At 36.6% G+C, this 25,336-nt stretch carries 18 protein-coding genes; 12 read left to right on the forward strand and 6 right to left on the reverse strand.

Annotated elements, in window-relative coordinates:
- Positions 1–22: 22 nt before the first annotated feature.
- The 5 genes from ACFOW1_RS05000 to ACFOW1_RS05020 all read left to right on the forward strand — a co-directional run bounded on the left by ACFOW1_RS05000 (position 23) and on the right by ACFOW1_RS05020 (position 7,392).
- A complete protein-coding gene (locus ACFOW1_RS05000) occupies positions 23–868 on the forward strand; it encodes an energy transducer TonB (protein WP_379012622.1) in 846 nt (281 codons plus the stop codon).
- A gap of 94 nt (positions 869–962) precedes the next feature.
- Entirely contained in the window at positions 963–2,345 is a 1,383-nt protein-coding gene (mnmE, locus tag ACFOW1_RS05005; protein WP_379012623.1) for a tRNA uridine-5-carboxymethylaminomethyl(34) synthesis GTPase MnmE, read from the forward strand.
- Between the two features lie 121 nt (positions 2,346–2,466).
- A complete protein-coding gene (locus ACFOW1_RS05010; RefSeq protein WP_379012624.1) occupies positions 2,467–5,628 on the forward strand; it encodes an alpha-amylase family glycosyl hydrolase in 3,162 nt (1,053 codons plus the stop codon).
- Positions 5,629–5,768: 140 nt separating this feature from the next.
- Positions 5,769–6,926, forward strand: a complete 1,158-nt coding sequence (locus tag ACFOW1_RS05015) for a glycoside hydrolase family 130 protein (protein ID WP_379012625.1) — start codon at positions 5,769–5,771, stop codon at positions 6,924–6,926.
- Positions 6,927–6,945: 19 nt separating this feature from the next.
- Positions 6,946–7,392, forward strand: coding sequence for a cupin domain-containing protein (locus ACFOW1_RS05020; protein WP_379012626.1), 447 nt, complete (start codon positions 6,946–6,948; stop codon positions 7,390–7,392).
- Positions 7,393–7,476: 84 nt separating this feature from the next.
- On the opposite strand, the gene ACFOW1_RS05025 is transcribed toward ACFOW1_RS05020, so the two are convergent.
- From ACFOW1_RS05025 to ACFOW1_RS05050, 6 genes are all read right to left on the reverse strand, one after another.
- Positions 7,477–8,514: a DUF6807 domain-containing protein gene (locus ACFOW1_RS05025; RefSeq protein ID WP_379012627.1), complete on the reverse strand. Its 1,038-nt coding sequence runs from the start codon at positions 8,512–8,514 to the stop codon at positions 7,477–7,479.
- A 50-nt stretch (positions 8,515–8,564) separates the two neighbouring features.
- Positions 8,565–9,920 carry a Gfo/Idh/MocA family protein gene (locus ACFOW1_RS05030; protein WP_379012628.1) on the reverse strand — a complete coding sequence of 452 codons (1,356 nt, stop codon included), beginning with the start codon at positions 9,918–9,920 and terminating at the stop codon, positions 8,565–8,567.
- A gap of 498 nt (positions 9,921–10,418) precedes the next feature.
- Positions 10,419–10,967, reverse strand: a complete 549-nt coding sequence (locus ACFOW1_RS05035) for a hypothetical protein (RefSeq protein WP_379012629.1) — start codon at positions 10,965–10,967, stop codon at positions 10,419–10,421.
- Between the two features lie 150 nt (positions 10,968–11,117).
- Entirely contained in the window at positions 11,118–13,118 is a 2,001-nt protein-coding gene (locus tag ACFOW1_RS05040; protein ID WP_379012630.1) for an OmpA family protein, read from the reverse strand.
- Between the two features lie 75 nt (positions 13,119–13,193).
- A complete protein-coding gene (locus ACFOW1_RS05045; RefSeq protein ID WP_379012631.1) occupies positions 13,194–16,019 on the reverse strand; it encodes an Ig-like domain-containing protein in 2,826 nt (941 codons plus the stop codon).
- Between the two features lie 1,099 nt (positions 16,020–17,118).
- Positions 17,119–17,943: a polysaccharide deacetylase family protein gene (locus tag ACFOW1_RS05050; RefSeq protein WP_379012632.1), complete on the reverse strand. Its 825-nt coding sequence runs from the start codon at positions 17,941–17,943 to the stop codon at positions 17,119–17,121.
- Between the two features lie 114 nt (positions 17,944–18,057).
- Here ACFOW1_RS05050 and ACFOW1_RS05055 point away from each other — a divergent pair, with 114 nt between their 5' ends.
- The 7 genes from ACFOW1_RS05055 (at position 18,058) to ACFOW1_RS05085 (ending at position 25,296) form a co-directional block, all read left to right on the forward strand.
- Entirely contained in the window at positions 18,058–18,951 is an 894-nt protein-coding gene (locus ACFOW1_RS05055; protein ID WP_379012633.1) for a CvfB family protein, read from the forward strand.
- A gap of 160 nt (positions 18,952–19,111) precedes the next feature.
- Entirely contained in the window at positions 19,112–21,445 is a 2,334-nt protein-coding gene (locus ACFOW1_RS05060) for a TonB-dependent receptor (RefSeq protein WP_379012634.1), read from the forward strand.
- 3 nt (positions 21,446–21,448) lie between these two features.
- Positions 21,449–22,243 (forward strand): DUF4249 domain-containing protein, encoded by a 795-nt coding sequence (locus ACFOW1_RS05065; protein ID WP_379012635.1) that lies wholly within the window; start codon positions 21,449–21,451, stop codon positions 22,241–22,243.
- A gap of 720 nt (positions 22,244–22,963) precedes the next feature.
- On the forward strand, positions 22,964–23,650 hold the full coding sequence (locus tag ACFOW1_RS05070) for a hypothetical protein (RefSeq protein ID WP_379012636.1): 687 nt from the start codon (positions 22,964–22,966) through the stop codon (positions 23,648–23,650).
- An 8-nt stretch (positions 23,651–23,658) separates the two neighbouring features.
- Positions 23,659–24,168 (forward strand): hypothetical protein, encoded by a 510-nt coding sequence (locus ACFOW1_RS05075; RefSeq protein WP_379012637.1) that lies wholly within the window; start codon positions 23,659–23,661, stop codon positions 24,166–24,168.
- Between the two features lie 6 nt (positions 24,169–24,174).
- Entirely contained in the window at positions 24,175–24,642 is a 468-nt protein-coding gene (locus ACFOW1_RS05080) for a DUF7689 domain-containing protein (RefSeq protein WP_379012638.1), read from the forward strand.
- 213 nt (positions 24,643–24,855) lie between these two features.
- Positions 24,856–25,296: a VOC family protein gene (locus tag ACFOW1_RS05085; RefSeq protein WP_379012639.1), complete on the forward strand. Its 441-nt coding sequence runs from the start codon at positions 24,856–24,858 to the stop codon at positions 25,294–25,296.
- Positions 25,297–25,336: the final 40 nt, after the last annotated feature.

Below are 25,336 nucleotides of genomic sequence, written 5' to 3' on the forward strand. Positions count from 1 at the left end.
TCTCATTCAAAAACTTATTATTATGAACACACAAAACATTTCGAACGCTAACATTTTAGACATCTTGTTTGAAGGTAGAAACAAAGATTATGGCGCTTATGACTTACGTAAAAATTACAATAAGCGCTTGGTGAAAGCATTAGTAGGTACTTTAGGTATTTGCCTATTATTTACTATGGGGTCAATATTTGCCAACAGTAAAAAAGGTAATAATATGCCACAAAATACCATTGAAGTGAGCTTGGATAACTATAAAGACCCAAAGAAAGAAGAGCCTGAAATTCCTAAAGATCAACCAAAGCCTCAACCACAAAAACAGTTTGAACAAGTTGCAGTTAATATTCCTGTAATAGCGCCAGATAAAGAAGTAGATAAAACAAATGAAGTTAAACCAGTTGATGCAACAGAAAATTTAAAAATTGGGCCTTCTGGGCATGATGGCGAAAAAGGTGGTGACGATATTATGAGTGTACCTGTTGATAATTCAAGCATTGGTAGTGGTGAAGGAAAATTAAAAGTTGATAATACTGATTATACCGAAATATTTAATACGGTTGAAATACCTGCACAATTTCCAGGTGGGTTTGATGCATGGAAAAAATATCTTGAAAGAAATTTAAATGCTAGTTTGCCAGCGGAGAATGGGGCTCAAGAAGGTAAATACACCGTAATGGTATCTTTTATTGTAGATAAGGAGGGTAATGTAAGCGATGTAAAAGCTGAAAACTCACCAGGTTTTGGTACAGAAGCAGAAGCAATAAAAATAATAAAAAAATGTCCTAAATGGCAACCTGCTATTCAAAACGGTAGAAAAGTAGCTTATCGTGCAAAACAGCAGGTAACTTTTTTAGTAGACAATAATGGATAATAATTCTATTTTAACAGAAGACCTTTGCTAACTAGCAGGGGTTTTTGTGTTTAGACAGCTTCAATCTGATTATTTTCGTACTAAAATAGACAATATGCGGGGAAAATTGAGTGGTTGGGATGATACAATAGTGGCACTTGCAACACCACCAGGTGTTGGTGCAATAGGTGTTATTCGTGTAAGTGGTAGCAAAGTATTTTGTATTTTAGACGAATTATTCACTTCAAAAAAAATATCGATACAACCATCCCATACCATATTAGTTGGTTTGCTAAAAGATGCAGTTGAGGTACTAGATGAGGTAGTGTTAGCAATTTTTAAAAACCCGAAATCATACACTGGCGAAGACGTAGTAGAAATTAGTTGTCATGGCTCACCATTTATTCAGGAAAAAATAATTAATACATTGGTAAAAAAAGGCTGCCGAATAGCAAAGCCGGGTGAGTTTACGCAAAGAGCATTTTTAAATGGCAAACTCGATTTAACCCAAGCAGAAGCCGTTGCGGACTTGATAGCCAGTAATACCGAAGCCAGTAGAAACGCCGCCATCAATAATATGCGTGGGGGCTTTTCATCGTCATTGAGTGTCTTGCGTGAACAATTAATTCGTTTTTCCGCAATGATAGAATTAGAACTGGATTTTGCACAAGAAGATGTTGAATTTGCGGATAGATCGGCACTTTCGGATTTAATAAGTGAATTAATTACTTCAACCAATAGCTTGCTACATTCTTTTAAGCTTGGTAATGTAATAAAAAATGGTGTTCAGGTAGCTATTATTGGCAAGCCAAACGCTGGTAAATCTACCTTGCTTAACACGCTTCTAAATGAAAATAGAGCCATAGTAAGCGATATTGCAGGTACTACAAGAGATACTATAGAGGAGGTTTTAAATATTGAAGGCGTTCTGTTTAGACTAATAGATACTGCAGGAATAAGACTACATACTACCGATGTTATTGAAAGCATTGGTGTGGAAAAAAGTTTTGAAAAAATGCGTTCTGCTAACTTAGTCGTGTACCTATTTGACGTACATAATACTACCACTACTGAGTTACAAGCTGTAGTAAATGATTTTCAAAAAGAAGCTTTGCAATATCTATTGGTAGGTAATAAAATCGATGCAGCAACTGATAACTTACAAATTCAATTTAATGCCTTTGGCAATGTCCTATTTATTTCTGCGAAAGACCACATTAATATTGACTATCTCAAAAAAAAGCTAGTTGAAATAGCTGTTGGCGGTAATATTAATACTGAAGCAACAATCATTACAAATGCAAGGCATCATGAAGCCTTGCAACAGTTAGCTACTTCGCTAAATGATATTCGGGATGGATTGAACCATCAAATTTCAGGCGACTTATTAGCATTAGACATTCGCCAAAGCTTACATTATTTGGGTCTAATTACGGGTGAGATTACAAATGATGATCAGCTAGATTTTATTTTCAGTAAGTTTTGTATTGGGAAATAAACTGCTTCAAAACTTTTTTTCAAAGGGTTGCATTATTTTTTGGTAATGTGTAAAAAATACACAAATTTTGTTCAAACTCTTTAATGTGTATTTACTACACAAAAAGTTAAATTATCGCCAAATGAAAAAAGTATTTACACTTATTTTATTGTTAATAGTAGGATTTGCAAAAGCCCAGCTATTAAGTTCTTCACCAAGTTTTATTCAGGAAACGACATCGTCTATTGTCATTACTGCTGATGCCACAAAAGGAAATCAAGGTTTAAAAGATTACATACCTACCAGTGACGTTTATGTGCATATTGGCGCCATTACTACTAAAAGTACCTCGTCTAGCGATTGGAAGTATTTACCATTTACATCTTTTACAACAACCTATTCTGCTGCAAATTGTGCTTATATAGGAAATAATAAATGGACTTTCACTATTAGCACAAGCTTAAGAAGCTTTTTTGGTATTACCGATCCTACTGAAACTATTAAAAAAATTGCTATATTGTTCCGTTCTGGTAATGGCTCAAAAAAATTAGCCAACGCTGATGGATCTGATATGTATATTAATGTATATGATGCTAGTTTGAATGTTAGATTAGATGCCCCTCCTAGTCAACCTTTATATACCCCAGTAATTGAACCCATTACTAAAATTGTGGGCGATCCATTAAGTATTACTGCCAATGCCAGCCAAGCTTCAACTTTGGCTTTATATTTTAATGGTAATCTACTAACTACTGCCAACAATGCTACTACTGTAAGTTTTAATACAAATATTGCAGCAGTTGGCAACCAGCAAATTGTTGCTAAAGCAACTTTGGGTCAAACTACAAAATCAGACACTTTGAGCTTTGTAGTAGCAGCCCCAAACACTGTTGCTGCTCTTCCAAGTGGCTTAAAAGATGGAATTAACTACGATCCTAACGATAATACAACAGCTACTTTGGTATTATATGCACCTAATAAAAGTAATGTTTTTGTAATAGGTGATTTTAACAATTGGCAGCAAACTGCGCAATACCAAATGAATATAACACCAGACAGTAAACGATACTGGATTAAACTAACTGGTCTTACACCGCAAGTGGAATATGGGTTTCAATATGTAATTGATGGTAACTTAACGGTAGCCGACTATACTGTCGAAAAAATATTAGATCCCTTCAACGACCAATACATTCCATCAACCACTTACCCTAATTTAAAACCTTATCCTGTAGGTAAAACAAGCGGTATTGTTGGCATTTTGCAAACTGCAAAACCTGCCTATAACTGGCAAGTAACCAATTTTTCAAGGCCAGATAAACGTAATTTGATGATTTACGAATTACTGGTGCGAGACTTTACAGCAAATCAAAATTGGAAAACAACGCAAGACTCCATACCTTACTTAAAGCGCCTTGGTATTAATGCAATTGAATTAATGCCAATAATAGAGTTTGAGGGTAATAATAGCTGGGGATACAATCCTAGTTTCTTTTTTGCACCAGATAAGGCTTATGGAACAGATGTGGCATTTAAACAATTTATAGACGCTTGCCATGCTAATGGTATTGCAGTAATTATGGATATAGCCATGAACCACGCTTTTGGTCAATGTCCACTTGTACAAATGTATTGGGATGCTGTTAATAGCAGGCCAGCGGCTAATAGTCCTTGGTTTAATCCTATCGCCACCCACCCTTATAATGTGGGTTACGATTTTAATCATGAAAGTGCTGATACTAAAGCTGTAGTAGATGCGGTGGTTACTCATTGGTTAACCAATTATAAAATTGATGGCTTTAGGTGGGATTTATCTAAAGGCTTTACTCAAACCAATTCTGGTAGTAATGTTGCTTTGTGGGGTAATTACGATCAAAGTAGAATCAATATTTGGATGCGTATCTACGATAAAATGCAATCAGTTTCACCTAATTCATATTGTATCTTAGAACATTTTGCCGATAATAGCGAAGAAACCGTTTTAGCAAATTATGGCATGATGCTTTGGGGTAATATGGCTTATGGTTACGAGCAAGCTACAATGGGCTATAGCAGTGGCTCAGATTTAAGTAATACCATTGCAGTTAATAAAGGCTGGAGCCAAAATAATTTGGTAGCGTATCAAGAAAGCCATGATGAGGAACGTCTAATGTACCAAAATACACAATATGGTAATACCAATACAGGTACAGGATATAGTTCTAAAACGTTTAGTACAGCTACCAAACGTAATGCCATGGCAGCAGCTATTTGGTCTATGATTCCTGGTCCAAAGATGATGTGGCAATTTGGTGAGCTAGGTTACGATTATTCTATTAATACTTGTGCCGATTTAACTACTAACAACAATTGTAGAACAGATCCCAAGCCAGTAAGATGGGATTTTCTTCAAAATACAGATAGAAAAGCCCTGTTTGATGTGTACTCTAAACTCTTTACACTACGTAATGCTTCGCAGTATAGTTCTACATTTACAACTGGTGTAATAGCAAATAATTATAACTTAACTAGTTTGGTAAAACAAATAAAAGTATACGATCCAAACTTAAGCGTAGTAGCTGTTGGTAATTTTGACGTTTCTTCCCAATTTGCCGTAGTAAATTTCCCTAGCAATGGTACATGGTACAATTACCTAAATCCATCTTCCGCACCAATAAATGTAACTAGTTATGGTTATGTAATGTCATCGATGCAACCTGGCGAATATTATGTGTTTACAAGTAAAGATGCTTACACCACTATTTTGCCTGTTACTTGGATAAGTTTTACAGCTCAAAAAGGTTATAACAATGCTGTGAACCTACAATGGAACGTTGCTAATGAAATAAATAACGACCGTTATGAAGTAGAACGCAGCACAGATGGTGTAAACTTTGTAAGTATCGGTTCGGTAGCGTCTTTAAACAGTAATACGCAAACGACTACTAGTTATAGTTTTGTAGATAAACAACCCGCCAGCGGTACGGTATATTATCGTATTCAACAAGTAGATAAAGATGGTAAACATTCCTATTCTAGTGTACAAAGTATTACTGTGAACGCTAATGAAACTGCGCCATGGCAAGTATATCCTACATTAAGCAAGGCTGAAAGCAGCACTGCATTACATTTAAAAGGTGATGTAGGCAAAATACAACTAGAACTAATGGATATTTCTGGCAAAATCATCTACCAAAATAAATTGAATACTACGATGGCGGGTCAGCAAATAAATGTGCCTTTGAAGGGTTGTACAAAAGGTATTTATATGTTAAAAATTGTGTCAGATAAAGCTCAATCCACTGAAAAAATTGTAGTTGAATAATTGGATTAAATATTTAAAATAGCAAACGCCTCACAGAAATTGTGGGGCGTTTGTTTGTATATTATTTTTTTAAATTACTTCTATTCAAGCATTTTAAAATAAACAATTGTACTTTGCTTTTCAAAAATTGCCATATGCCAATGAGAACTATCGTTTTCGTGAATATATTTTTATGTTTAATAGGCTTAAGCTTTTGTGGCGCCGCACAGCAAGATTCTATCAACCGATTGCCAAACTGGGCTTTTGGTGGTTTTGTAAGGCCAAAGAGTACTATTAATCCAGTCATTTCGCCTAAAGCAACCTCTCTTTTTTATGATTCTCTTTTAGGTAAAAATATTGGATGGGAATCTAACGATACCTTCAATCCTGCAGCTGTGGTTATTAATGGCAAAGTCGTGTTGTTGTACCGTGCTGAAGACAAATCGGGTATCGGTATTGGTTTTCGTACATCACGCCTTGGTTATGCTGAAAGTAGCGATGGGCTTCATTTTCAGCGTAGCAAAACACCAGTTTTGTACCCCGCTAATGATAGCCAAAAACAATATGAGTGGCCAGGTGGCTGCGAAGACCCAAGACTTGCAGTAACAAGCAATGGTACTTATGTGGTTTTTTACACACAATGGAACCGAGATGTGCCAAGATTAGGAGTGGCTACTTCTAAAGATTTAAAACATTGGACCAAACACGGACCTATTTTTGAAGACGCCTACAATGGTAAATTTCTAAACATCCCACATAAGTCTGCTTCCATTGTAACCCAGCTTGTAAATAATAAGCAAGTGATTGCAAAAATTAAGGGTAAATATTGGATGTATTGGGGAGAATTACATGTGTATGCGGCTATTTCCACCAATTTAGTAGATTGGCAGCCTTTGTTAAATGCAGATGGTACGTTAAAAGAACTCATGTCGCCAAGAAAAGGCTACTTCGATAGTGAGTTAACGGAGTGCGGTCCGCCAGCTATATTAACTAGTAAAGGGATCGTATTACTATATAATGGTAAAAATAAAAGTGGGGTTGATGGCGATAGACGGTTTAATGAAAATTCATATTGTGCAGGGCAAGCATTGTTTCAAAATGATGATCCAACAGCATTTATTACACGCTTAGATGTGCCTTTTTTACGTCCAAGAGAAACATTTGAAAAAAGTGGACAATATGTTAATGGTACCGTATTTATTGAAGGGATGGCTTACTTTCATCATAAATGGTTTTTGTATTATGGTTGCGCAGATTCTCGTGTGGCTGTTGCTGTTTATAATCCTGCAAAACTAGCTTTACCAGACCCTATTTATTAAAAATTGAAATAAATAAACGATGAAAAAAAGAGATATTATAGTAGCTATTTGTACTGCTGCTATTATGTGTGTGCCAATGGCCATTATTGCACATCAACAGCAGGTAAAAGCCAATATGCCATCTACTGCATTTAATTGGGATAGCGTTAAAGTTGTGGCAACCAAAGTAGGCGAGAAGCGCCAATTCTTTGATGCACCTACAAGTACATTGGATAATTTAGAATGCCATGTTACAACGCTCAATCCTGGTGAATTAGCTCATGCACCACACCAGCATCCTGAAGAAGAATTAACCATTGTAAAAGAAGGTACTTTAGAAGTATTGGTAAATGGTGAATTAAAAATTGTAGGCCCAGGTTCAGTGGTTTTTCAGTCGGCAAATACGTTGCATAGCATTAAAAATGTAGGCACTACAAAAGCAGTGTATCATGCTATTAAATGGAAATCTAATAAAACGATGAAATAAATGCTCTCGCAGATGTCGCTGATTCACGCAGATTCGATTTTGATTTTCAATCTGTGCAAATCAGTGACATCTGCGAGAAAAAAACTACTTCACAAAAGCATTCATAAACTTTGCTATCTGCTGTTCTGAGATAGAATTTTTTCCTTCATCAATCACAACACGGTAGCGAAACGTTACAGTTTCGCCTTTTGCTAATTTTAAGTTTTTAGCCGATTTGCCATTAGTAAAAATCTTTTCGCCTAAAGGGTTTGCCGCAAATAAGCCATAGCCTCTTGCATGCCAGAAAGTAGGGTAGTTGGGGTTTTTAGGATGGTCAATAATTACTATGCTTACAGAGTCATTATTCATTTTGCCAAATACCTTACACCAGCTAGCACGAGTGCTCCATGCTGAGTCGCCTACCTTGCCTTCACTAGTCACATAGTTCCCATTTGCCATTTTATCTGTACCACCTTTTACAATGGTTACAATGCCTTTATCGTCTGTAAATTTTTGGTCTTTATCAGTTGGTATTTGCAGTTCGTGTGCCAATCGCAGACCTAATAAGCCATCTTTTGCATCACTAAAAGTCACGTCGGTATTGGCACGTAAAGTAGTTACTCTATCTATTATACGTTTATGACCTACTTCACTAAACTCATACGTTGTAGTTTCTTCAAGTAAAGTTTCATTTTGCTGATTGTTCCAATTGGCATGATAACGTAATAGTCCCTTTTCGCCACTTTTTGTTTCTAGAATCTTATCAGTTTTTACCCAACCATAAGCGCTTTTTTTATTGGCGGGTATGGCATAAGAGTTGTTCCAAAAATCAAGCCCATTTACATTTTCGTAATTAAACCAAAGCCCTATGTGGTGAGGATGGTCTGTTGGATCATTAGGTTTGGGATTTAATGGAAAGCCTCTTGTAACTAAGGTTCCTTCCACTGTTTCAATAGGGTATAATACAGGCTTTTCTAAACTATCTGGGTACAAAAAGCTTGTAAAAAATGTATTACCAATGGTGATGTTAATCTTGTTTTCATTAGGTACTTTGATAACGGATACAGTCTTCATCTGCTGTGCAAGCAATTGTGTTAATAGCATCCCTGATAAAAGTATAGTACTCAGATATTTTTTAATCATGCTATTTATTATAGATTCATTAAGCAATTACAAATCATTAATAACGGGGGTTAATATTTAAAAGGTTTGCCGCCAGCCATTACTTCTTGTGTCTTTTCGTCAAACGTAACTTTTTGGCCGGTGTGTACTGCTGCGTTGGTCATAATGGTAGCAATTGAATGGCTATAACCAGCTTCTACAGGTGCATTGGGTTGTTGTCTACTACGGATACATTCCATCCAGTTACGTATATGGTTAGAAGTAAGTTTATCACCACCTGTATTGGCAGAGGCGATTACAGGTTCCACTTCCGATAAACTTAGTTCAGGGAGCAAATTCGCTTGCATTTTCATTTCGTCAGCAAACTTTTTTGTAAGCCCACCTCTTGGTGATACTTGGTTGGTAATTAGGTTTAGTTCGCCACCATTGCTATAATAAATTTCAGCAGGTTTTTCATCGCCGTTGTGCATGCGAGATGAGAAATTTACCTGAAAGCCAGTAGTCATATCATTGGCAGGACCATAGTCAAATACAGCAGTTATGGTATCCCAGTTTTTACGCCCATCGTGCCAAGCATAAATACCACCGTTTGCCACTACACTCCGCGGATGTTGCAAGCCGCTAAACCAATGTACGGTATCTATTTGGTGGCTCATCCATTGCCCTGGCAAGCCAGATGAATACGGCCAAAACAAACGGTATTCCAAATATTTTCTCGCATCAAAATTCTCGTAAGGGCGGTTTAATAAAAAACGCTTCCAATCGGTATCTTCTTCTTTTAATGTATTCAGTAAAGCTGGTCTGCGCCAGCGGCCAGGTTGGTTCACGTTCCAAGATAATTCTACCATGGTTATTGGTCCAAACTTACCCGACTTAATAAAGGTTTCAGCCGCTTTGTAATTGCTACCACTTCTGCGTTGCGAACCTATTTGTACAATTCTATCGCTTGCTTTTATCACTTTATAAGCCATTCTGTTGTCTTCCATTGTTTCTGCAAAAGGCTTTTCTACATAAGCATCGCAGCCAGCTTTTACAGCTTCTGCAGCATGTATGGCATGTTGAAAATCGGCTGTGCTTATAAACACTGCATCTACCAGCTTGCTATTGTACATTTCTTCATTGTTACGGCAGGCCACTATATCGTGTTGCATCTTTTCCTTCCACATCGCAGCCCCTTGTTCTCTGCGTTGTTTCCAAATATCAGATACCGCTACGATGTCAAAATTCAGTTCTTTATAGTGGTTCATAAAGCAAGGCATATGTGTACTTCTATGTCTATCGCTAAAGCCCACCACACCAACTCTTACACGGTCGTTGGCACCGATAATTTTGTTGTAACTACTAGCACTAAAGCTTTTGCTAGCAAGAGCTACACCTGTGGTGGCAAGTGCAGCCTGTTTAATAAACTGGCGACGGGAGTTTGTCATAATTAAGCAATGTTAAATTGGGAAGTAAGTGTATAACCTACAATTAAAAGGGAAAGTACAACAGTTTCGAATACAGCAGCAATTACAAGCTCAATTTTTTTTAAGTGGTATTTTTTATTTTGTAATAGTCGCAATTGCTACTGTGGCGTAGTTCTAGTGACCTGCTACATTGCTTAGTTACCCTATCTAGTAATACTAATATTATATGGGGCAAATATTATCCGAAAAAACCTAATGATTTACAAAGAACTTTACTAGGTAGTAGAAAACCCAAATACACTTGTTTCATACACTTTCTACCATAGTAGAAAGTAATTGCCTCTCGCGTTTTGCCCTTTCTACCGCAGTAGAAACCTGTTCCCTTTGGTGTTTTACACTTTATACTCCAGTAGAAAGCTATTCTATCGCGAGTTTCTAATGTCTACTATGGTTGACAGCTTTATTTTTTACAAATGACTACTGTTTTATTAATACGTAATGCGAAAGCAATAGCTGTAATTACTCACCACCACTTTTCTCGCCTACAAACCAATGTTCTTTGTTTTTAAATAGTACATTAAACGTTGTAAGGCTACCATAGCAACGGGTAATATATTGCTGAATGTTCACCTTCTCTTCGTCGCTTAGTTTTTTATTGCTATTAATGTTTTGTTCTAGTACACGTAAGCGGTCGCGTAGCATTACAATTTTGTGAAAGAAGTCTTCAATTGGTATTTCTTTGGGCTTCAAGTTTTTGTCGACGGCTTGTAGTAGCATGGTGCCACCTATCCATTTATCGCCAAGCTGTACCAATTCAGTTATATCGCTCCATTGACGCAATATTTTTAGTAAGGATGTTTCTACTGCCGAAGTGGTTTCAACTTCTGCCGTTACGTTTTCTGCAATTATTTCATCTAAATTGGTGTCGGTTTTATCTATCTCTTTTACACCATGATAAATAAAAGAAATAAGATAAGTGGCGTAGCGAATACCTACAATAACACCGGGCCCAAGTTGTGTATGTTGTAGTCTTGTACCAATGCCTAAGTTGCGTTGATTGTCTTCCATATTGTATATTATTTGATTTTTTGCAAATAAACAATAATATAGAGAAGTTTTATAAAGCCGCATTTTGGTTAAATTAAAGATATCGAAAAAAACTGAAACAATTGTAACTAATACAAGTGCTTCAGGTTTTACTTTTATAAGCATTGGGTCTTACTTACTAGGAATAATATCTATGATAACGGTTCTATTATAAAATCGTTCTTCAGGTAAATTATTTTCAAATGGCGACCTGCTTGCATCTTTGCCATAACCTATTACTTCAAATGTTATCCCCTTTTTGCCACCTATTGTTGACGCTTTTTCAATAATTTGTCTTGTTTGATTGGCTCTATTATGAGATAAAGTATGGTTGTATTTTTCATCACCAATAATATCTGTATGACCATGAATGATAACCGTGCCATTTTCTGGAATTAGGGGTGTAACTATTTCGGTTAAAAACTTAGTATAGCTATCAATAGTTTTGTATTTATCAAAATCAAATAGGATGCTGTAGCGTAAGCCTTCTTGTTTTGGATCATCCATTTTTATTAAACTCACTGTGCTTTCTTTCATAATTATTTGACCTGTTTTTGTTTCACCAGTCATCACTACTTTGTAATTGCCTTGCTGGTTGCTACCTAAAATGGTTTTACCTGGAATCGAAGCTTGGTCAGTTATATAAGGACCATAGTGTTGCTCTATACCTTGTTCATCTGTAATATCCACACTCCATACTTTTAATTGATCACTTGCGCCATCTACACTTAAAATTACATGACTATCCAAAGGGTCTTGTTGCACTGCACTTATCTGAACAGGTTTAAAAAAGTCTGAATTTTCGCCACCTACTTGTAATAGTAATTCAGGTGAATTACTCATTATATCAACCCTCCTATCACCTTCACGTAGCAATACTAAATCTTTAGTAGCCCCAGGTTGTTCAGATGGAATAATGGGTTTGCCTCTACCTTCAGTTGTAATTCTTGGGCTATTAATGCCAAAGTTGGATACCAAATATTCCTTCACATTTTCAGCCATTAATTTGCCTTCAGTCGGATTATTATCGCTAGAACCTACAAGTATAATAGTGCTTTGAGTGCTGTTGCGTAAACGGTCGCCAATAATGTTTAAAATATTGTGATATACCATTAGTTGTCTTGCTGAACGTCCTGTGTTTAAATTTTCTGGCTGTGCATTTTGCAAATTCGATTCTTTAAATGTAATAGCTTGCGACGGTGTTAAATAAACGTAACGATTAGGAATATTACTTGAATTTATATCAAAAAAAACAGAGTTACGTAAAGGGAAGGTTTCTTTTACTCGGCGATTCAAAGGCACCACTTTCGGAGCTCGCACTGAGAATTGTATAGTATTATTATTAACCGTAATAGTATTGGTAACAGTGTTGGTAATTGTATCTGGTTTAGATATACCAGGTAAAGGGGCTAATACAGCCACCTTTTTACTGCCAAATTTTAATGCTATACCTGCTCTTATAGTATAAATTGCCCAAGTTTCTACAGTACGTGGTTGGTCAAATAAATCTGTCTGAAAAGAAGCAAATGGTGATAAAGTCATTTGTGTTGGGCTAGCTTTAGCAGATAAAGGAATGTCTACACCTAAGCCTGCTTGTGCGCCAAACATTGTTTTACGTATGTCGTTAAAGTCAGCATGAATCTCTGTTTGCTTTTCCTGCATATAGGTAAATTCTTTAGACAAATTGATAGCAATTGTAGGTCCAGCAAATACATAAAATGCACTTGCAAATGGCGCTATTCTTAAGCTTGGTTCAATGGTTATATAGCTAAGTTTAGTAGATAAATTGGCAGGACAATTACAAGGTGCAACTACTGCATCAAAAGCGCCACCGCGATTATCAAAAGCTACATTAAGCATACCGCCTAATATCTTACCAGGTCTATATTCTGCTAATAAAGATGCATATGGCTTTATACTACTGCCTTTATGGAAGGCCGTAGGCACTAATAAGTTTTGGTTTAGCATTTGGGTAGTGCCACGATAATTATTAAAATTGGCAGCGCCCGACTCGCCAAACCACCAAGAAGGTTGTACTCTTTTAATGGTTTGGGCATTGGTAGTAAAGCCAATTAATAAAAAAGATAGCATTACTATTAGTATCTTATTTGTGGATAAATGTATATGTGTCATAAAATTCTTTTTAAAAATGAAAGAAGTTGTAAAAACATCCCAACTTTTAAGTTGGGATATGTATTAAAGAAGTACCTATTGTACGTTTACGGTTGTGTTAACCATTGTTACTGATGAAACCAGAGATATAGCTCGGCCATTTAAGACGGTTTGTACCACATTACCAGCTGTAGAAAATGTAATACCAGAATTAGCAATAATGGTACCTGTCATTACTCCACCGCCAGCACCATTAATTACTGCGGCACTGCCTACATACCAGAATATATTTTTAGCTTGGCCACCATTAATCAATAACACACTTTTAGCACCTGCAGGACCTGCTGTACCAACTGTTAAGCCAGCCGCTGTTTGAAATATCCAAACTGCATTTGCATCGCCCTTAGCATCTAGTACCAAAGGGCCATTTGTAATATTAAATGTGCCGCCAGCCGCTTTATAAATACCAGGTTGCAATGTTAAACCGCCTAATTCTCCAGCACCAGGATCTGTTCCGCCTGGTTTAGAAGCTGGTGAAATACTATTGTAGGTAACTGTTGCGTCAGCTAAAGCTTGAGTGGCTATGGCAGCAGATGTTGCATTGCCGGGTGTGGGTGGTGCAGTATAAATTCTACCTGCAACAAGACCTTTATTTAAAGGTGTTTCAGTATATACATCACCAGTTGTACCATCATGAAAGCCAGTTATTAATGTCGATGCTGCTGTGCTGCCGATACTACCATTAATTACTGTAAAAATACCCTGATTAGTTACGCCTGCATTACCACCAAACGCACCAAAAATTGCCATACTTCCTAAATTGGGTGGTGGTAAAACTTGAGGTGCAGTGGTAAACTGCCACACATAGTTGCTAACTATTGCATTGCCCGCCACATCTTTAACACCTGTTGTAATTGTTGCTGTATAAACCGTTGTTGCTAATAGGTTAGCCGAAGGTGTAAATGTTGCAGTAGTACTTACGTATGTTACATTACCTGTAACTGGTATTGCACCATTTTTTAAAGTAAATGTTAGTGTATTAATGGTTAACGGATCTATCGGTTTACTAAATGCGGCAGTTACTTTTTTATCTATAGCTACACCAGTTGTATTATTTAAAGGGTCTGTTGAAATAACTTTAGGTGGTACGATATCAAAAACAGCGGTAGTAAATGTCCATACATAGTTACTTACCATTGTATTACCTGCCAAATCTTTAACACTATTGGTAATTGTAGCGGTGTAAACTGTATTTGGTAATAGATTAATCGATGGATTAAATGTTGCAACCATACCTGTATAAGTTACCAAACCAGTAATGCTATTGGCACCTTGTTTTAAAGTAAACGTATTAGTATTAATGGTTGTAGGGTCGATTGCTTTACTAAAAGTTGCTGTTATATTCTTATCTAAAGCAACATTCGTAGCTAAATTCAAGGGATCGGTGGTAATCACGGTAGGTGGAATTGCATCTACTACAATGCCGGTTGTAAAACTCCAAGTGTAATTATTCACTACTGAATTACCTGCTAAGTCTTTTGCACCCATTGTAATTGTTGCAGTATATGTAGTACTTGGCAATAAATTTACAATCGGATTAAAAAGTGCCGTTGTTCCACTGTAAGAAACGGTACCCACAACAGGTGTGCCGCCAAGCGTGGTATTAGCAAGTGTAAATGTTGCAGTCGTAATAGTAGTTGCGTCCATTACTTTATTAAAGTTAGCAGCAACGGTTTTGTTTAATGCAACACCTGTCGCAAAATTTGTAGGATCAGTGTTTATTACAATTGGTGATATAATATCTGGTGCCCCGCCTGTAGTAAAATTCCAAGTGTAATTGTTCAACAGAGGATTACCAGCAAGATCTTTTGTACCTGTTGTAATAGTACCTGTATAAGTGGTATTAGGTAATAAATTAACCAATGGTGTAAATACTGCAATGGCACCTGCATAAGTTACAGCGCCAGAAATTGCGCTTCCGCCAGCCGAGGTATTGTTTAGTATAAACGTTGTTGCTGATATGGTAGTTGCATCCATCACAGTGTTAAATGTTACAGACACTTTTTTATTAAAAGCTACCCCTGTAGCCGAGTTTGTAGGATCGGTAGCTATAACTGTGGGAGAAATAATAGCTGGTAATGCGCCAGTCGTAAAGCTCCATATATAATTATTTGCTAGTCTTATGCCTGAAGGATCTTTAGCGCCGTTGGTAATTGTTGCAGTATAAGTAGTATTCGGTATTAAACTTGTTGCGGGTGTAAATACCCCAGTATTGGTTGTATATGTTGTGGTGCCAGCAACTGTTGTACCACCCAATGACGTATTGGTTAATGTAAAGTTTGTAACAACAGAAGCCGAATCCATGACTTTACTAAAACTGAATGATATTTTTTTGTTGAATGCAACGCCAGTGGCAAGGTTTAAAGGATCTGTAGAAGTAACAGTTGGCGCAGGGTCTGGGCCAGTTGTAAAATTCCATACATAATCAGCAAGTGGCGAATTACTAGCCATGTCTTTTACACCCATTGTTATGGTAGCGGTATACTGTGTGTTTGGCGCTAATTTATTGGTTGGGGTTAAAGTAGCCGTTACACCATTGTAAGCCATTACTGCTGCAATTGGTGTAGTGCCTTGGCGTAGTGTAAAAGTTACTGCGTTTAACGATGCAGTATTAATTGCTTCGTTAAATGTAGCACTAACCGTAGTGCTTAAACTCACACCAGCAGCGTTGTTTATCGGACTTGTTGAAATAACTATAGGACAAACGCCAGTAACGCCTGTTTGTTCGTCTATTTTTTTACAGCCGCTAGCTAAGCTTATTATTAGTAAGCTAGCAATCAACCATTGGTTATATAGCAATTTACATATGCCCCTTATGGTAAAATGACTTTTTTGTGTAAATGTGTAAGCGTTTTTTTTCATGATGTAACTTTTAAAATTTGAGAAGGAAAAGAACGAATGGATTTTAATGCTAGGAATAGCTTGATACCTGATTGTACTAGCATTCGAGAAGGCCAATTGGTAAAATTATTTAATAGTATGGCTTAACTATTACACCTTTGAGTGTAATAGTTATATGATTTGCAGGTATTTTGACGGTTTGTAGAAAGCAAAAAACACGAAACCACAATTGCCTTTAGGCAGTAAAAACTTGTAAAATATTAGTAGGGTAATTGCACGCTGCAATTAAGGGATGTGATAGCAAGATTGAAATAAAGACGGTAATAAATTTTGTAACATACTTAAATAAAGACAACAACCATGCCTAATCATTATGATTGTTACTATTCGCTAAATGTAGGATTGTTTAATCTTGAAGATAATCTGCACTATAATGAATTAACAACTTACGGAATGGTACATTCAAAGGATGAAAAGTGTTGAAAGTTTTTATTTAATAATTGTTTGAGATCAATATTATTTACAAACAACCAATTGAAAGTAGTGTTATAAATATTTCTAAAATCGTACTAAAAAGGCAGGTTATCTGCAATAATTACATTTGTGAAATTAACGTAACACCGAATATGCCGCCCAGTGTGTTTTGGCCAAACATAAAATAACACGCAGCGGCACTATGGTCAGTACCACCACTAGGGTTGCTTTTCATACGTCTAACAAGTTTTCTGAAAGTCATTCCTAATACTCCATCTTCAATTCCTAAATATTATTGTTCATCTTGAAAGGCTTTAATGGCATTAATTAAGGTATTTAATAAATTAGCAAGTGTACTTCTTGTTGTATCTAAAACATTGACTTGATTTGAACAGGGTTCAAAACAGCCATAGTTATACATGTAGATCCTAGCTTGCAATTCGCCTTTTATCAGCCTTGCTATAATCTTTAATTGGTCTGCTAATTAGTTAGGTCACTTGTGGCATACGATTGTATTGCGCTATTCGCCTAATAAATCTGTTCCGTGACAATTATTTATAATAATTGAACCCTTAAAATTATTGAGACATAAAAAACCACCTCTTTTCAGAAGTGGCTTTTGGTTCGTTATACGCTGTTTAATCCATTATTTTTTACTCATCACACTAGGATAATGATCAATCGTTTCAAAAACATTTCTCGGGTCTTTCTTTAATTCTGTAATAAACTTGGTTAATGAGTCAGTGTACTGTGGCTTACCAAACAATCTGTCGTGCGATAGAATCACTAAGGCATTTTGCTCGTAGGTATAACCACTCTCAAATTTCTCGTTTACTTTTTTTAACATGGCTTCTACACTTTCTTTTGGTGCGCCCTTCAATTGTTCCCATTCAATATCCCAACCTATTACTTTGTAGCCCATGCTATCCAATCTTTTACACACGGCTAATGTAGATTTTGGGCCTTGAATTTTTCCATTAGATACCCAAGCATTCATGCCTGGTAAGCGAATAATTTTAACACCAACGTTTAGCTCTTTTTCATTTTTTAAAAAGTCTTGAATGGCGTTATCTGCTTGTTTGTAAAACAAACTGTAATTGTCTCTGCCATTGATATTAGCATGAGAGAAACTATGGTTGGCCATTAAAAACTCAGGATAATCATTTCTTAACGAATCAATGATTCGCTTTTTCAACGGCCCAACTTGATTCATGCCTACAGAAAAAAAGGTTGCTTTTACACCAGCTTTTCTAAACACCGCTTTACTAGCTATGGTGCCCGGCGGTTGAGGCGAATCATCCCATGTAAGATAAATGTAACGTTTACTGCTATCTAGCTTAATAATGCTACCCGGTTGTGGTTTTGCTACTGCTACACTGTCTTTACCATTATTGCTAGCTGATGGCTTGCTATTGCAGCTTGCCAATATTGCAATGGCTACTATTGCAATAAAACTGTTCATTCTGTTCATAATCTTTCGTATTATATCAAAAGTACAGCTAAACAAAAGTGTATGTTTTAATTTCTTAGCTAGGTTGAAAACTTTTAACAATTTGTCTGAGTTACGCACGGCTCACCTAGGTGTGTGAATCCTTTTACAGTACAGCCCATTATTGCAATTATCTTCGCAACAATAATTGTAACTGATATGATACAAATTGGTAATTATAATTTATTGAAAATAGATAGACTAGTAGAAATTGGGGCTTACCTAGATGATGGCGATAAAGGCATTTTATTACCTAAACGTTGGGTGCCTGAAAATGCTAAACGTGGCGATATTATCAATGTATTTGTGTATCACGACAATGAAGACAGAATGATTGCTACTACCATGCAGCCTTTTGCCGTAGTAGGTGATATTGCCCTACTTGAAGCCGTTACCATTAATAGTTATGGCGCATTTTTAAAATGGGGTGTTATGAAAGATGTATTTATTGCTAAATCGCAACAACTAAGCGATATGGTAGTAGGCGGTAAATACTTAGTAAAATTATATATAGATGAGCGTAGCAACCGTGTAGCGGCTACAGAACGTATTGATAGTAATTTTAGTAATGATGTGTTAACCGTAAAAGAATTGGAAGAGGTAGATTTAATGGTGTACCGTAAGTCTGACCTTGGTCATGTAATGATTATTAATAACCAGCACATTGGTTTATTACACAATAGCGAAGTATTTAAAAAAATAAGCATCGGTGACAAGCTGAAAGGCTTTGTAAAAAAGATTTACGACACCAATAAAATAGACGTGATACTAGGTAAGCCTGGTTATCAGCGGGTAGAAGATGAAGTGGGTAAAGTGCTGCGTTTATTACAAGAAAATAAAGGTTTTTTGCCATTTAATGATAAAAGCGAGCCTTCAGCCATCTACGATTTCTTTGGTATGAGTAAAAAAACTTTCAAGATGACCACAGGTAATTTGTTTAAACAACAAAAAATTATATTTACCCCAAAAGGTATAGAATTGGTAAAATAACGGTTGTTTGTTTGCTTTTTTCTGTTAAAACATCTGCAATAAATTAACAATCACTAAGGTTTTTTGTAACAATAGGGTAGCATGTTGTGATTACTTTCGCCGCCAAATGGCTAAAGAAGCAATAACAGCTACTTTATAAGCGAAAAGCAATTGTAATTGTATGATGCAACAACTGAAGAAACTCACCTTTTTAGTGCTATTGCTGCCTATGGCATTGCTAGCGCAAGTAAAACCCAAGCACACCGTAAACGGCACTATTCGTGATAAGCAAACAGGCGAAACGCTGATTGGGGCTAACGTAAAACTTACCAAACTTGCAGGTTTGGGCACCGTATCTAACGCTTATGGCTTCTATTCTATTACGGCGGAAGAAGGCAGCTATACGTTGGTAGTAAGCTTTGCAGGGTATGTCAATGATACCATCGCATTGAATCTTACCAAAAACACAGAACTAAACATTGCCCTTGTACCCTATCGCTCACAATTAGAAGAAGTTGTGGTAAGTACACGCAAAAAAAACGACAACATTACCAAAGCGGTAATGGGTGTACAGAAATTATCTATCAACGAGATTAAAAATGTACCAGTCATTTTTGGTGAAAAAGATGTTTTAAAAACCATTCAATTATTACCGGGTATTAAAAGTGCCGGCGAAGGCAATAGCGGCTTTTATGTGCGTGGCGGTACTAGCGACCAAAACCTCATATTACTAGATGAAGCAACGGTATACAATGCCTCTCATTTGCTAGGATTCTTCTCTACATTCAACAGCGATGCTATTAAAGATATTACCGTGTATAAAGGTGGTATGCCTGCCGAATATGGTGGCCGTTTATCATCCGTGATTGATATTAAAACCAACGATGGTAATAATCAGAAATTTGGCATGAGCGGTGGTATTGGTCTCATCTCTTCTCGCTTAAATGCAGAAGGCCCAATTGTGAAAGACAAAGGCTCGTTTAATATTAGTGCAAGACGAACCTACGCCGATTTGTTCTTGGCTTTGTCTAAAGATAGCTCTATTAAAAACAACAAACTTTACTTCTACGATTTAAATGGTAAGGCCAACTACAAGTTGAACGATAAAAACCGCCTCTTCTTATCTATTTACAACGGTAGAGATAATTTGGGCTTTGGTAAAACCTTTGGTATTGATTATGGCAACACTACAGCCACACTTCGCTTAAACCATATTTACAATACCCGTTTGTTCTCAAATACATCGCTGATTTATACCAACTATAACTATAACATTAAAATTACAGCAGGTAATAATAACTTGTTAATCACATCTAAAATTCGTGACTTTAATGTTAAGCAAGACTTTCAGTATTATATCAATGGCACCAATAAAGTAAACTTTGGTTTAGACTTTATTCACCACAATCTGGTACCTGGCAACGTTACGGCTTCGCAACAATCAAGCTTTAACAACACTGAGTTGCAAACCAAATACAGCGTGGAAAGTGCTTTGTATGTATCGCACGAATGGAGCGCTACCGATGAAATAAACCTAACGTATGGCTTGCGGGTAAGTATGTTTAATGCACTAGGGCCAGGTAATTTTTATAGTTACGATGCCGCAGGCAATGTAATAGACACTGCTACTTACAATAGCGGGCAGATTGTAAAAACCTATGTGAACCTGCAACCGCGTTTTGCTACTAGTTATAAGCTTAACGATAAACAATCTATTAAGTTATCGTATAGCCGCAACGTTCAAAATATTCACTTGTTATCAAACTCTACATCGGCTAACCCAACTGACTTGTACGTAGGTAGCAGCAATAATATTAAACCCGAAATTGCCGACCAAGTGGCACTAGGCTATTATCAAAACTTTAAAGAGAACGCCTATGAGTTTTCGGCTGAAGTGTATTATAAAGCTTTACAAAACCAAATAGATTACAAGAACGGTGCAGAATTAAGAGCCAATGAAAATGTAGAATCGCAATTACTATTTGGTAGGGGCAGAGCCTATGGTTTAGAGCTGTTCTTTAAAAAGAAATATGGCAAATTGAATGGTTGGGTAGGTTACACGCTCTCTAAAACCGAGCGCCAATTTGACCAAATCAATAACGTTGCTTGGTACAACGCTACCCAAGATAGAACACACGAACTATCAGTAGTAGGTATTTATCAAGCAAGTAAAAAATGGACGGTTTCGGCTACGTTTGTCTATTATACAGGCAATGCCGTAACTTTTCCAAGTGGTAAGTACAATATTAATGGGCAAACTGTATTTTACTACACCGAGCGCAATGGCTACCGTATGCCTAACTACCACCGCTTAGATATTGGTGCTACTTTACAAGGCAAAAAAACGGCTAAAACAGACCGCAGTTGGACCTTCTCTTTGTACAACGCTTACGGCCGTGAAAATGCCTTTGCAATTAACTTTCGCGAAGACCCCAACAATGCCGCCAAAACGCAAGCGGTACAAACTACCTTGTTTAGATGGGTGCCTTCTGTTACTTACAACTTTAAATTCTAAGCCATGCAACAATCTATCAAAAAATATAGCTTACTCATAGCGCTTACGGCCTTTGCCGCTTGCACCAAAGTAATAGACATTAACCTTAACGATGCAGCCCCGCAGCTAGTAATACAAGGCAATGTTACTAACCAAGCTGGCATTACAACAGTAAGCATTAGCAAAAGCGTTAACTACTCGCAAGACAATGTTTTCCCAACTGTATCGGGGGCTGTGGTAACTATTAAAGACAGTACCACAGGTATCACTACGCCTTTGGCAGAAATAACGCCCGGTATCTACCAAACTGCAACCATAGTGGGTACGCCTGGGCATATTTATTTGTTAAATGTATTGGTTAACGGTGCCACTTATAAAGCTAGCAGCACCATGCCTAGCCCTGTAACACTCGATTCTATAACCTTTCAAGTGAATTCAGGCTTTGGGCAAACACTCATTAACCCAATGCCCAACTTTCAAGACCCAGCAGGCATTAACAATAATTACCAATTTATACAAACCATCAACAGCAAAATCACCAAAAAGATATTTGTGTTTGACGACCGCCTAAGCGATGGCAGATATATATCAAGACAACTATTCAATGACAGCGCTTACATACAACCAAAAGACACGGTACAGCTAGAAATGCGCTGTATAGATAAAAATGTGTACGAATATTTTAAACAACTCAGCGGTTTAGACCCAACCAATGGGCAACCAACTGCACCCACCAACCCCGTTAGTAATATCAGCGGCGGTGTACTAGGTTATTTTAGCGCCCAAACCACACAAAAAAAGAAAGCCATTGTACCATAGAGATGTTTGATTGGTCAGCTTAGGTACAAAGCCCATCTATTTGCTTAAATTTTTAGCACTCCCGATAACTATCGGGAGCGGCAGGAGCAAGTAGATGGGCTTTTTTTGTGCCTACCATTCAACTATAAGTTTGATACAGGTAAAGCAATCTCTAAAATACTCGGGTAAGCCTATGAAACACTCGGGTATGCTTCCTAAAGACTCGGGTAATGCGCTAAAATAGTCGGATTGGCTTCCTAAAGAGTTAAGTACATATTCTAAAAGCTCGAATAAGCTTTCTAAACACTCGGATATGTTTCCAAAAGGCTCGGATAAGCTTCCTAAATATCTTGGTATGCTTTTTAAAAGCACGGAAAAGCTTCCTTAACACTCTGGTACGCTTTCTGAAGGCTCAGGTAGGATTTTTAAACATTCGTGTACATTTCCTAAAATAGTTACAAAAGGTTAGAGAGGTTTAATAATGACAATAATTGGTGAGTTATTAGGTTCGATGATTCTTAGAGAGCCTAATCAATGATTTTTAATTTTTAGCTAAATTCTTTACCAAAGTTGTTCGCGGTGGTAAAATGCTGATGAAAACTTACAGGTCGAAATGTTAATATAATAAATCTAGCAGTATCAGATTTTTGATATAGAGAAAAGTTCTTTGCTAGTATTCTATTTTCACTTACAATTGCATTACTTTTGAACGTGTAAAAAAACATTTAAAGCCATTAAGCCATGCCAATTGTATCCTTTATTCCAGAAAGGTATGCCCAAGGTTTTAACAAAATAGCAACCCTCGAGGACGCTAAATTTGAGCTTATTAAAGAAGCCCTTGCATACACACCATTGGTATCTTCAATTTTAGTTTTATCGAACAATCTAGCAAATGAGACAAAAATTGATGAGGACGACTTACAAGAAATGATACTAAGTATAAGTAGTCTTATTACGTTTCTTGATTCTGAAGATAAAATCGATGAACTAGCTGAAGATATTTCTGTAATTTTATTCAATGAGATTGAAGCGGATGAAGAGTTGCCCAACGAACCAATAAGTGATATTACGGAAAAATCTATAAGAGAAAGGATTTTATTTCTTTTAGAAAATAAACAGATATATTATGCAAGTAAAGCTTCTGAGCTTTCATCAGAAAGCGGTAACGTCTATTTAAGGTCAAAAATTTTATCAGAAATAAGACCAGTATTTGACATAAATGTCAGTAATCCCGTTAAAGCTGGTATGATCTTGCATAATCTACATATACACTACAAAGCTAGAGAAGAAGGCCCGCATGAAGATATTTTTTTGACCTTAGATTCTAAAGATTTGATTGAATTGAAAGAGGCAATTTCAAGAGCTGAAAACAAAGAGATTAGCCTTAAGGCTATTTTTAAAAAGGCAGAAATTGAGACCTTAGAATAATATAATTTATGAAAGAGTACTTAAAAAATAAAAACCTATATAGCAAAAATTGCCAACACGAAGATTTAAATGGCGATTACGACAACTCGTCTTACTTATCAAGCAAAGGATACAATAAGACGGGGTATAAAATACATGGGGATGTTATTAAAATATATTTTGTACCAAATGCATTTCATGTCTGGGATGCTGCTATCAGTCTTAATGCAAGACCTCGTAAGATTTCGAAAGTTGAAAAGCAGTTTTACGAACTAGCCCAGAAATGGAAAAACGAGACTGCGGTATATTCTACTGTTTATCACAAAACAATAAACAATAATTATCTTGGAATCATTGGTATTGGATACGAAGCCGTTCCATTTATACTAAAAGATTTACAGAAGTCAGCTGACCATTGGTTTATCGCATTAAAAGCAATTACAAAAGAAAATCCTGTACCAAGAGAAGATATGGGTAATATGCACAAAATGAAAGAAGCATGGATACAATGGGGAATAAATAAAGGACTTATTAGATAAAATTTTATGACAGGCGAACCAAGTTGCATAGAAGAGATGACGCCATTGCAAATTTCAAAATTTTGGCCAAATATTCCTGAACAGCATCATTTAACTAGTAGACCCACAAAATATTATAACTGTGTATCGTGGGCTCTTCATAAAACCAATCGATGGATAGATTTCTATTACACGGAGGACGGTAATATAGATATTGACCAAAGCGGAGAAAAATATGCAAAATATTTCGAGGCAGAAGGCTTTGTCAGATGTGAAGACAGCAGTCTAGTTGAGGGTGTTGAGAAAATTGCTATTTATGAAGATGCACGAAATGACTTTACACATGTGGCAAGACAATTAGAAAATGGAAATTGGACAAGTAAGCTAGGTGAGTATGAAGACATAGAACATTATAGCTTAGATGCTTTAAGTGGGAATTACTATGGAAAGCCTAAAATATTTTTGGCAAGAGAACGTACCTCATTAAACTTATAGTCGCTAGAAGGAGAAAGACAGTAATTTAAACCTACATCTATAAAGAAACTCATTAGCTCAGATTCTTTGTCTATACAGGCTGCTATCTTCACCCGCCTGTTTATTGATTAAAACAACCCTACCGCAATCACCCACTATTTTGTCATTATTCCACCTGCTAGATTTGGTATTTATTAGTTATGTTTGAGTTCGAATCAATCAATACCAACCATTATGGCACAAATTAATCCACACATCAATTTTAATGGCAACGCAGAGGAAGCTTTTACCTTTTACAAATCAGTATTTGGTGGTGAGTTTTCAAAAATTATTCGCTTTAAAGACATTGCTAGCGAAGCGTTTCCTGTATCGGAAAAAGAGGCTAATAAGATAATGCATATCGCCTTGCCAATTGGTAAAACCAATATGCTAATGGCGAATGATGTACCCGAAATAATGGGCACTACTAACGAAAATGAAAATAGAAGTAAGATTGTCATATTCACCGAAAGCAAAGCAGAAGCAGACCATTTATTTAACGGGTTATCAGTAGGCGGACAAATAGAAATGCCACTTGAAGAGAGCTTTTGGGGCACGTATTTCGGCGGCTTTAGAGACAAATATGGTATTGAATGGATGGTAGAATATAATCCTGAATATGCGGCGAAAATGTAAGAAACTGTGTGCAGCTAAGTCTTTACAATTCTAAAAGCTA

This window comes from Parasediminibacterium paludis (genome assembly GCF_042651445.1).
Classification (GTDB): domain Bacteria; phylum Bacteroidota; class Bacteroidia; order Chitinophagales; family Chitinophagaceae; genus Parasediminibacterium; species Parasediminibacterium paludis.

What these genes read in the sequence shown, in the direction of transcription:
- ACFOW1_RS05085 (WP_379012639.1), top strand. Translation starts at nt 24,856, where the DNA reads ATGGCACAAATTAATCCACACATCAATTTTAATGGCAACGCAGAGGAA.
- ACFOW1_RS05015 (WP_379012625.1), top strand. Translation starts at nt 5,769, where the DNA reads ATGAGAACTATCGTTTTCGTGAATATATTTTTATGTTTAATAGGCTTA.
- ACFOW1_RS05065 (WP_379012635.1), top strand. Translation starts at nt 21,449, where the DNA reads ATGCAACAATCTATCAAAAAATATAGCTTACTCATAGCGCTTACGGCC.
- ACFOW1_RS05000 (WP_379012622.1), top strand. Translation starts at nt 23, where the DNA reads ATGAACACACAAAACATTTCGAACGCTAACATTTTAGACATCTTGTTT.
- ACFOW1_RS05045 (WP_379012631.1), bottom strand. Translation starts at nt 16,019, where the DNA reads ATGAAAAAAAACGCTTACACATTTACACAAAAAAGTCATTTTACCATA.
- ACFOW1_RS05035 (WP_379012629.1), bottom strand. Translation starts at nt 10,967, where the DNA reads ATGGAAGACAATCAACGCAACTTAGGCATTGGTACAAGACTACAACAT.
- ACFOW1_RS05020 (WP_379012626.1), top strand. Translation starts at nt 6,946, where the DNA reads ATGAAAAAAAGAGATATTATAGTAGCTATTTGTACTGCTGCTATTATG.
- ACFOW1_RS05080 (WP_379012638.1), top strand. Translation starts at nt 24,175, where the DNA reads ATGACAGGCGAACCAAGTTGCATAGAAGAGATGACGCCATTGCAAATT.
- ACFOW1_RS05050 (WP_379012632.1), bottom strand. Translation starts at nt 17,943, where the DNA reads ATGAACAGAATGAACAGTTTTATTGCAATAGTAGCCATTGCAATATTG.
- mnmE (WP_379012623.1), top strand. Translation starts at nt 963, where the DNA reads ATGCGGGGAAAATTGAGTGGTTGGGATGATACAATAGTGGCACTTGCA.
- ACFOW1_RS05010 (WP_379012624.1), top strand. Translation starts at nt 2,467, where the DNA reads ATGAAAAAAGTATTTACACTTATTTTATTGTTAATAGTAGGATTTGCA.
- ACFOW1_RS05060 (WP_379012634.1), top strand. Translation starts at nt 19,112, where the DNA reads ATGATGCAACAACTGAAGAAACTCACCTTTTTAGTGCTATTGCTGCCT.
- ACFOW1_RS05025 (WP_379012627.1), bottom strand. Translation starts at nt 8,514, where the DNA reads ATGATTAAAAAATATCTGAGTACTATACTTTTATCAGGGATGCTATTA.
- ACFOW1_RS05075 (WP_379012637.1), top strand. Translation starts at nt 23,659, where the DNA reads ATGAAAGAGTACTTAAAAAATAAAAACCTATATAGCAAAAATTGCCAA.
- ACFOW1_RS05040 (WP_379012630.1), bottom strand. Translation starts at nt 13,118, where the DNA reads ATGACACATATACATTTATCCACAAATAAGATACTAATAGTAATGCTA.
- ACFOW1_RS05030 (WP_379012628.1), bottom strand. Translation starts at nt 9,920, where the DNA reads ATGACAAACTCCCGTCGCCAGTTTATTAAACAGGCTGCACTTGCCACC.
- ACFOW1_RS05070 (WP_379012636.1), top strand. Translation starts at nt 22,964, where the DNA reads ATGCCAATTGTATCCTTTATTCCAGAAAGGTATGCCCAAGGTTTTAAC.